This is a genomic window from Streptomyces vastus, from assembly GCF_039532825.1.
Taxonomy (GTDB): domain Bacteria; phylum Actinomycetota; class Actinomycetes; order Streptomycetales; family Streptomycetaceae; genus Streptomyces; species Streptomyces vastus.
On record NZ_BAAASJ010000034.1, the window covers coordinates 37,592 to 45,797 of the forward strand.

Here is an 8,206-nt window from a genome sequence, read left to right on the forward strand (position 1 = left end):
AGGGTGTGCGGGTGAGCGATGATCCAGCGATCGGTTTCCTGAAGGCGGACGTGGCCCGGTTCTGCGCTGGTCTGGATGAACTGGCTCCGGCGATCCGACTGCGGCTGCTCGTGCAGCTGCGGGCCGCGTTGGACGAGGTGACGGACGCGGCGCTGGATGAAGGGATGGCCGCGGCGAAGGCGGAGGGCTGGGGGCTGCGGCAGATCGGCGGCCAGGTGGGCCTGTCACACGAGAAGGTCCGCTACCGGCTCGCCCAGAGCGCGGGCAGGGGCGAGCCGGCCGGGGATCCGTCCTAGATCGTGGTGGTGGTCTTCTCGGGCTTGGCGGTGGAGCGAAGCTGTCCGCCCTGGACCTCGCCTGGAAGGGCGAAGCTGTAGCGGCCGTGGAAGTTGATGTGTGCGAACTTCAGCGGTGAGAGCCGTGCGATGTCCTCGTCGCGGACGTGGATGCCCTCGGCCCGCATCTCGGCGATGATCTTCTGGAAGTAGACCGTGTTCCACAGGACGACGATGTTGAGCATCAGCCCCAGCGCCCCGAGTTGATCTTCCTGGCCCTCTCTATAGGACTGCCTCAGCTCGCCCTTCTGCCCGTGGAAGATCTTCCGGGCGAGTTCGTGGCGGGACTCCTGCCGGTTGAGCTGGGTGTTGACCCGGCGCCGCAGTAGCTCATCGGTGAAGTACGAGGACAGGTACGCGCTGCGGTCCAGGCGGCCGAGTTCCATGACGGCCTTGCCGGTGGGGGTGGGCTTGCCCGCGGGGGCGAGGACGCGCAGTGCCTCGGAGGCTTTGATGGTGCCGGAGTGCAGGGAGCCGGCGAGGCGGAGCATCTCGTCCCAGTAGGCGGTGATCTGCTTGAGGTTGATCTTGTCGCGGGTGACGGGGTTGAGCGGCCCGTAGTCGGCGTCCGGGTCGGCGCGGTAGAGGGTGGCGCTGCCGACGTCGGCCAGGCGCGGGGAGAACTGGTAGCCCATGAGGCGGAAGAGGCCGAAGACGATCTCGCTGGCGCCGTGGGTGTCGGAGGTGATCTCGACGGGGCGGAGGGCGGTTTCCTGTTCGAGCAGGCCGTCGAGGATGTAGAAGGAGTCGCGCTGGGTGCCGGGGATCAGGATGCCGTGCAGGCCGCTGAACTGGTCCGAGAGGAAGTTGTAGAACGTCACGCCGCGTCGGCGGGTGCCGAAGTATTTCGGATTGGGCCCGGAGTTGAGGGTGCGGATCGGGGTGACGAAGCGCAGTCCGTCGGCGGAGGCCAGCTCGCCGCCGCCCCACGCCTGTACCAGGGGCAGGCGCATGTGGTGGTCGACCAGGCGGGCGTTGGCCATCGAGAGGGTCTGGGCGCGTACGTAGTTCTGCTCGACCCAGAACAGCCGGTCGCGGCTGAGGGCGGCGACGCCGTCGTGGACGATGGGCTCGATGCCGACGTTGGTGGCCTCGCTGGTGAGGACCGCGGCCACGGACAGCTCCAGCTCATCCATGCGGGAGTTGGCTTCGGAGACGTGGGTGAAGTCGGCCAGGTAGGGCACCCAGGAGTTCACTTCCAGCACGATCTCCGGCAGGTCGACGGCGGGGGTGCGCGCCTCGATCTCCTTGTTCAGGTCGATGAGCGAGGCGGGTTCGCCCAGCCGGTCCAGGCCGGTGAGGATGATGCGGTCGCGGCCGCCCTGCTGCTCGATGCGCACGTTGGGATTGGCGGCCAGGCCGTCGGCGAACTCCCGGTGAGCCTTGTCGAGCCGGTCGGTCCACTCGCCGAGCATCTTGTCGGGTTTGGGGTCGAGGTCGAGTTCTTCGCAGACCCGGGTGCGGGCCGCCTCCCAGGCCGCGTCGCCCAGGAGGCGGGCGTTGGGGTTGCCCCACTTGCGCAGGCCCGGAACGAACACCTCGTGCCGGTGCAGCGCCGTGCGCAGGGCCTCGGTGGAGGCGACGATCAGGGCGCGCTTCTCGACGCTGCCCACGGGCATCGGCGAGGGCGGGAAGACCAGGCGCCGCCAGGCGGAGGTCAGCACCTTGGCGGGGACCTCCCAAGCCTGGATGGGGCGACGCCGGCCCTTGAGGGACTTCACGAAGTCGATGGCGTCCAGGACCGGTTCGCCGGCCGGGCTGGCCTCGAAGGTGAACGTCTTGAGCAGGTTGGGCAGGAAGCGGGCGATGGTGTTGTAGCGGGCGGCGAGCATCTGCTCGGCCCCGTCGTCGGGCTGCTGGGCCAGCAGCTTGACGGTGTCGGCTGCGGCGTGGACGGGGCCGACGTCCATTGCGTCGAGCAGCTGACGGATGTCGCCGTCGGGGTCGGCGGCGCTGCTGCAGATGGCGAGCCAGGCTTTGCGCAGCTCGATCGCGGCGGCATCCAGGTCCTTCAGTGTCCGCAGCCTCTGCTTGGTCATCTTGGTGGCCGAGCTGCGGATGATGTCGCCCATCACCAGGTCGAAGACCTCGATCGCCTCGTCGGCGGCGAGCTGCGGCATGACCGCGGCGAACGCGACCAGGGTGGCCAGGCGCCGGTCTCCGGCGAGGTCGGAGACGGCCTGGGCACGGGCGGCCTTGGCGAACCGCACCAGGGCCTGCAGCCGTCCCGGCGGTATCGCATCCAGGTCCCACGCGGAGCCGCCGAAGGCGCGCAAGGATTCGTAGCGTTCCAGGGCCTTGCCCACCCCGCGCGCGGAGATGTCGCGCGGCGAGCGGCGCAGCCGGTCCAGCTCGGACAGGCGCTTGCCCACGGGGACGACGACCAGCTGCTGCAACCGTTCGGCCTGCTCGGTGGTCGGGGCCGCGGCGAGGGTGGCCCACAGGCGCTTCTCGGCGCGCTCGCGGGTGCCGGAGACCAGGCGTTCCAGCACGGTCACCCCGGGCAGCACCACCTTCTTGTCCACCAGACGCTTGGTCGCGAGGTCAAACAGCAGGGTCGGGCGTTCGTTGCCGATCCAGGCCCGCTGGTAGAGCCAGCGGGCGAGCGCGAACCACTGGTCGAACTCGAACTTGGTGTACCCGTACTCCTTGCGGATCTGGTCCTGGTGGTCCCAGCGGGCCTCACCGGTGCCGTACCCGGTGAGCTCGCCAGGGTCCAGGCCGAGCTGCTCGGCGACATAGCCGACCACCACGGCAGGGACCTCCTGGGGGTTGTCGAGAAAGGTGCCCAGATAGCGGATGGTGCCGAGCTGGACGGCCCAGCCGATCCGGTTCCGCGCGCTGCGAGCGGCCATCGCCCTCCGGCGTGCAGTCTGATCCAGTAGGAAGGACCCGGCGAGCTGTCCCTCGTCCGGGTCCTCGGTGAAGTGACCGAAGCGCCTGCGCTGTTCGTCGCTGAGAAAGTTGGTGGGCACCGCCCGCTCCTTGATCCGTCGGCGTGATTCGCGCGACGGTGCCAGGTGGCCTGACGGTGCGTAAGGTGATCCCCGATTCCAGCCCAGAGCATCACCCCATGTGATACGGCCTCGGGACCAATCGAACCGTGGTTGGCGCTGAGATTGATCACGGCCCGGTGGCGGCTGCAACAGCGTTGATGCGGTTGGCGTATTCGCGGCGGGCCTTGCGCTGTGCCGGGATCGCCGAGGCGGCGTCGAGCAGCTGACAGCGGTCGAGGAGTTGGCGGTGGAGCGCGGGTACGGCGGTGATGCGGAGGGTGTAGCCCTGGCCGCGGCGTACGGCCTGGCCCTCGTCGAGCGCGGCCCGCTCGGCGTCGTCCAGCTCGGCGGCGCGAAGGAAGTCGGCGATCTTGCCGGGCATGTCGAGGGTGACGAGCAGCTCCGGGGCCGGGGCAACTTCGTCGGCGGCGTGCTCGGGCAGAAGATCGGCGACGGCGGTGCGCACGGCGCCGCGGCTGACGCTGTGCTCGCGGGCCAGGGCGGCGATGGACTGGCCCTCCAGGTAGGCGGTGCGCACGTCGGCGATCGCCTCGCCCGCGAGGGCGGGGCGGCGTCCGCCCTTGTTGCCTTTGGCCTCGGCGGCCCGCAGTCCGTCGTACGTCAGCTCCCGTTGGAGGTCGCGCTGGAGTTCGCCGGCGGCGGCGAGGGTCTGCACCATGAACTTCACGGTGGACAGCAGCTCACCGGTGCGCGGGTGGCGGGCGGTGAGGTCCATGCCGGAGAACGCTCCGTCGTGGATGCGCAGGGCGAGACGGTCGCGGTGCAGGACGTCGAGCACGTCGAGGATGTGCCCGGTGCCGCGCACCAGGCGGAACATCTCGGAGATGTGTACGGTGTCGCCCGGCCGCGCGTAGGTGAGCAGTTCGCCGAACTTCGGCCGCTGAAGCGGGTGAAGGCGGCTGGACGTTCCGGCATCCTCCTCGAAGACGACCGGGTCCTCGATCCCGGCCTCGGCCAGGACGAGATCCTGACGGTCGGTCGACTGCTGGTCGGTCGACACCCGCTTGTAGACGAGATTGGCCACGCTGTCCCTCGCTTTGTGCCGCCGCATCGGACCCGGGGTGTCATCTAACCCTGTCGCCAATCGCCATCGGATCTCATTGGATCCGGCGTGCCGTCAGGCCCGGAAAAGCCCGGGTTCATTGGACGCCCGCGGCGCCTGTCGTCATTCGATCGTTTGACGACACTCCAGGCGTGGGGCACATCCAGAAGGCCGACGGTCCGCTGCGCGACATGGTGGGAGGCGTAGCTCTCCGGAGTCTGCTGCGCGGTGGGCGGGCGGGGTCGGTCGCACGCGTTGACAGCCGCCGACCGGTGACGAACACGGTTCCCCGGCCGACGTTGAGGCTGCCGGGCGGGATCTGTGGCCGGTATTGCTTTCAGAGGGAGAGGCTGTATCGTTCTTCGATAACATCGTTTTTCGATAACGGGGTGACAGTCATGGCCGAGGGCCGCAAGTTGGTCGAGCCTCTCTTCAGCGTGGTTTCGGTAGTACTTCGCGTGATGGTCGGCGTGGTGGTGGTGGGCTTCGTCCTGAGCCTGTTCGTCGACGGCGTCCATGTCGGCTGGGGTGGGGGCAGCGCGTGCGTCACTGCGGACGGGGTGTCTGGCAGCTCAAGCGACACCGATGCCATGTTCGGTGCGCGCGAGGGGGTGGATGTCAGTTCGACTCCCCAGTACTGCATCGCAGACCCCTCGGGCAGCCAGCAGCTTCTCGAGGTCCTCCGTGACCTGCCGTCATTCATCTTGATGGTCGGCGGGCTGCTGCTGCTCAACAGGCTGCTCCGGGGAGCGGCTCGGGACGGGGCCTACACCGCGCAGACCGCGGCTCGGCTGCGGCTGCTCGGCTGGTGGCTGCTGGTCGGCAGTCTGGTCTCCGAGGTCACGCAGGCCATCGCCCAGGCAGCTCTGCTGGCGACGCTCGTCGAGGGGGGCAGGGCCACGGTCGGCAACATGTGGGACATTCCCTTCCTCGCCATCTTCACCGCGCTGGGCCTGCTCACCTTTGCCCGAATCATGCAGGAGGGTGTCGTGATGCGCGAGGACATCGAGGCCACCATCTGATGGCCGACGACAGGACGCTGGAAGCTCACGCCATCGAGGTGCATCTCGATCGCCTCCTCGCAGAACGAGGTATGACTCTCGCCGAGCTCGCGGCCCGCGTCGGCGTGACCAACGTCAATCTTTCCATCCTCAAGAACGGCCGGGCCAAAGCCATCCGCTTCACCACCCTCACCCGCATCTGCGAGGCGCTGGACTGCCAGCCGGGTGATCTGCTCAGCCATCATCCGGCCGATGGCTGACGGACGGTCCGGAGAACCGCCGACGTTACGATTTGAGGTTTCCTTGAGGTAACACCCCTTGCCGAGTGGGGCATTTGTCTTTGATTGCCAGGAAGGCTCTCTGCGATTTCCTGGATTCCTCCACAGATCCTTCCTCTCCTCTGCGTGATGAGTTGGCGTCATCTTGCCCAGCGTGACTGGTGGGCAGCGGGGGGGGGTAAATCGGGCTGCGATGCGCGTGCGGCTTTTTCGCACGTGTATCACGCCTCAGACGGCCTTTCCTTCCCGCTGCGCTGGGCAAAGAGATACCCCGTGGCGGTTGGACGCCACGGGGTGACACTCACTCCCTTGGGAAGGGGCAGTTGTGAGCATCAGAACCATCGCACGACCCCGCGCCAGAGGCAAGGCAGCTCTCATCGCCGCAGCGCTCGTCGCTGGCGTGATGACCTCTATGGCGCCGGCCTCGGCAGCGGATGAACCGAAGCCGCCGACAGCGCAGGAATACCTCGCCTGACTCGACGCCCAGAACGACGCCGAATCCGACAAGGTCGCGAGCCAGTTCAAGGCCCTGCCCACGGAGGAGCAGCAGAAGTTCCTCGGCGACCTCGTCGATGAAGAGGTATTCAAGGCAATCGAGGACGTTCAGGCGGACCCTGACCCCGACCCGGAAACCCGGCTCGCCGGCGGGGACGTCGTCGTCAGGGTGGAGACCGGCACGACGCGGCCCACCACGCGAGGAACGGCCGGCGACTGGCACTGCTGGTCCCAATACTACTCGGAAGTCTTCGGCGTAAGGGTCACCAAGTTCAAACTCGAACAGTGGTACCGCTCCACCTCGACCAAGGTCAACAAGATCTACAACGTGTCCGCCAGCCACTACAACTACAACCCCGGCGTCATCATGAGCAATGAGCCGGAGGAGCAGTGGATCTCCGCTGCGGGCAACGCACTCGCGTACGTCACGTGGCACGGGGACATCACCGTTTCGGGCCTCACGGTGCAAATCGACAAGCGGCAGCACGTCCGTTGCGATGAGACTGGCTACCGGTATTCCTATCTGAAGAACGCCTAGTCCCTCGCAGGGAGGCTCACATGTCCGGACGCAGGACCGGTGTCGTCATTGGTGTGATCTTGGCTTTCATCTTCGTGGTACTCATCCTCGGAGCAATCGCCTGGATAAATACGGGCTCGTAAGCGCCCGTGGAAACCATGGGGTGCTGCCTGCGGGAGAAGCGGCGCTATATTTCCGCCGGAGTTCTCTCCAATCGCCTCGGGATTAGCCTGATCCGTGATGGTGACGCCGCCCGAATCGAGACGAACACCGCCCTTATTGAAAAAAGGGGGCGGTGTTCGTCTCGGTAAGACTCACGAACACGCCAGGCAGGCGCTGCAGCACCACGGTTGCGGCCAGGACCTGCGGCGGCAGGCTCGGCCGGCCGTTGGACGAGGGATACATGTCGGCGAACATCGACGGCGGGAACAGTGCCTCCCGGTGCTCGGCCAGGAACGCGAACACGCTCCCGGCCGGGATCAATTCCCGCCACGTCTCCCGCACATCCGGCCCGACCGTCTCCCCGGCCCATTCCCCCTGCATGCCCACAAGACTGGCCCCGGCACTGCCCATCCCCCCGTAGGGCGGAGCCGGGGCCGACCGCATGCTCATGTGTTGGTGCCGGAACTCTTCTGGCTCGCCGGTTCAGCATTCGGTACGCCGGTACGCGGCTGCGGCAGGGTCAGGCCGAGACGGTTGCTCATGTCCATCTCGAAGCGGCCGTACGGATTTACATGGGTCCAGAACGGCGGGGACAGGGTGCGGCGGTTGACGCCGGTGAGCTTCTCGGCCCACCTCACGGCCCGTCAAAAGATTTGACGGCTCCACCGGTTTTCTGTTCCGTTCCTACTCGGACCCCTGTTACCGGTCGTCCTCCGGATGCCGCTCCCCCGTGGCGTAGGGATTGCTCTCCCCTTCCGCGAGTACCGCGTGCACCCCGCGGAAAAGCTCGCCCTCACCCGCGAAGGTGTAGGCCCCGCCCTCGATGCGCTCGATGAGCCCGCGGGTCCACTCCTCTCCGACGTCGGCCGAATGGACCCACAGATTCATGATCTCGCCGATGTGCCCGAGCCGGCCGGGGCCGCCCTCGGGCATGTAGTACTCGGTGACCGACTTGCGCCACTCCTGGATGGAGAGCACCCGCTCGCGCAGCAGCTTCAGCGCCTCCACGCGCTCCAGATCGACGATGAAGCCGAGTGCCGAGGCGAGTACGTCCGGCTTCTGGTCGTACGAAGTCAACGCCTCACGCACCAGCCTGAGGTACTCCTCGGTGCCCTTCTCAGTGATCTGGTACTCCGTACGCGGCGGCCCGCCGGCCGTGGACGGCGCGATCTCGTGGGCAAGCAGCAGCCCCTGCTTCGCCATCTGCTTCAGGGCGTGATAGATCGAGCCCGGCTTGGCGTTGGACCACTCGTGCGCGCCCCAGTACTCCAGGTCGTTACGCACCTGGTAACCGTGGGCCCGCCCATGCTGACGGACCGCACCGAGCACGAGAAGACGGATCGCTGACATGTTGTCCAG

The 8,206-nt window shown here is 67.3% G+C and carries 9 protein-coding genes; 4 read left to right on the forward strand and 5 right to left on the reverse strand.

The window, feature by feature from the left end:
* Positions 1–11: 11 nt before the first annotated feature.
* Positions 12–296, forward strand: a complete 285-nt coding sequence (locus ABD357_RS17845; protein WP_344391230.1) for a hypothetical protein — start codon at positions 12–14, stop codon at positions 294–296.
* On the opposite strand, the gene ABD357_RS17850 is transcribed toward ABD357_RS17845, so the two are convergent.
* Positions 293–3,310: a Tn3 family transposase gene (locus ABD357_RS17850; RefSeq protein WP_344391232.1), complete on the reverse strand. Its 3,018-nt coding sequence runs from the start codon at positions 3,308–3,310 to the stop codon at positions 293–295. The two genes, ABD357_RS17845 and ABD357_RS17850, sit on opposite strands and share 4 nt — an antisense overlap.
* A 148-nt stretch (positions 3,311–3,458) precedes the next feature.
* On the reverse strand, positions 3,459–4,403 hold the full coding sequence (locus tag ABD357_RS17855; protein ID WP_344391233.1) for a recombinase family protein: 945 nt from the start codon (positions 4,401–4,403) through the stop codon (positions 3,459–3,461).
* A 389-nt stretch (positions 4,404–4,792) separates the two neighbouring features.
* Between ABD357_RS17855 and ABD357_RS17860 the strand changes: the two genes are divergently transcribed.
* The 3 genes from ABD357_RS17860 (at position 4,793) to ABD357_RS17870 (ending at position 6,706) form a co-directional block, all read left to right on the forward strand.
* Positions 4,793–5,416: a DUF2975 domain-containing protein gene (locus tag ABD357_RS17860; protein ID WP_344391235.1), complete on the forward strand. Its 624-nt coding sequence runs from the start codon at positions 4,793–4,795 to the stop codon at positions 5,414–5,416.
* Complete coding sequence (locus tag ABD357_RS17865) at positions 5,416–5,655, forward strand: helix-turn-helix domain-containing protein (RefSeq protein WP_344391236.1); 240 nt, start codon at positions 5,416–5,418, stop codon at positions 5,653–5,655. The genes ABD357_RS17860 and ABD357_RS17865 overlap by 1 nt, the downstream gene beginning before the upstream one ends.
* Before the next feature lie 682 nt (positions 5,656–6,337).
* Entirely contained in the window at positions 6,338–6,706 is a 369-nt protein-coding gene (locus ABD357_RS17870) for a hypothetical protein (RefSeq protein ID WP_344391238.1), read from the forward strand.
* 255 nt (positions 6,707–6,961) lie between these two features.
* Here the strand turns inward: ABD357_RS17870 and ABD357_RS17875 are convergent, their stop codons facing one another.
* The 3 genes from ABD357_RS17875 to ABD357_RS17885 all read right to left on the reverse strand — a co-directional run bounded on the left by ABD357_RS17875 (position 6,962) and on the right by ABD357_RS17885 (position 8,197).
* Positions 6,962–7,228 carry a transposase gene (locus ABD357_RS17875; protein WP_344391239.1) on the reverse strand — a complete coding sequence of 89 codons (267 nt, stop codon included), beginning with the start codon at positions 7,226–7,228 and terminating at the stop codon, positions 6,962–6,964.
* A 65-nt stretch (positions 7,229–7,293) separates the two neighbouring features.
* Positions 7,294–7,485 carry a hypothetical protein gene (locus ABD357_RS17880; RefSeq protein WP_344391240.1) on the reverse strand — a complete coding sequence of 64 codons (192 nt, stop codon included), beginning with the start codon at positions 7,483–7,485 and terminating at the stop codon, positions 7,294–7,296.
* A gap of 61 nt (positions 7,486–7,546) precedes the next feature.
* Positions 7,547–8,197: a PadR family transcriptional regulator gene (locus tag ABD357_RS17885; RefSeq protein WP_344391244.1), complete on the reverse strand. Its 651-nt coding sequence runs from the start codon at positions 8,195–8,197 to the stop codon at positions 7,547–7,549.
* Positions 8,198–8,206: the final 9 nt, after the last annotated feature.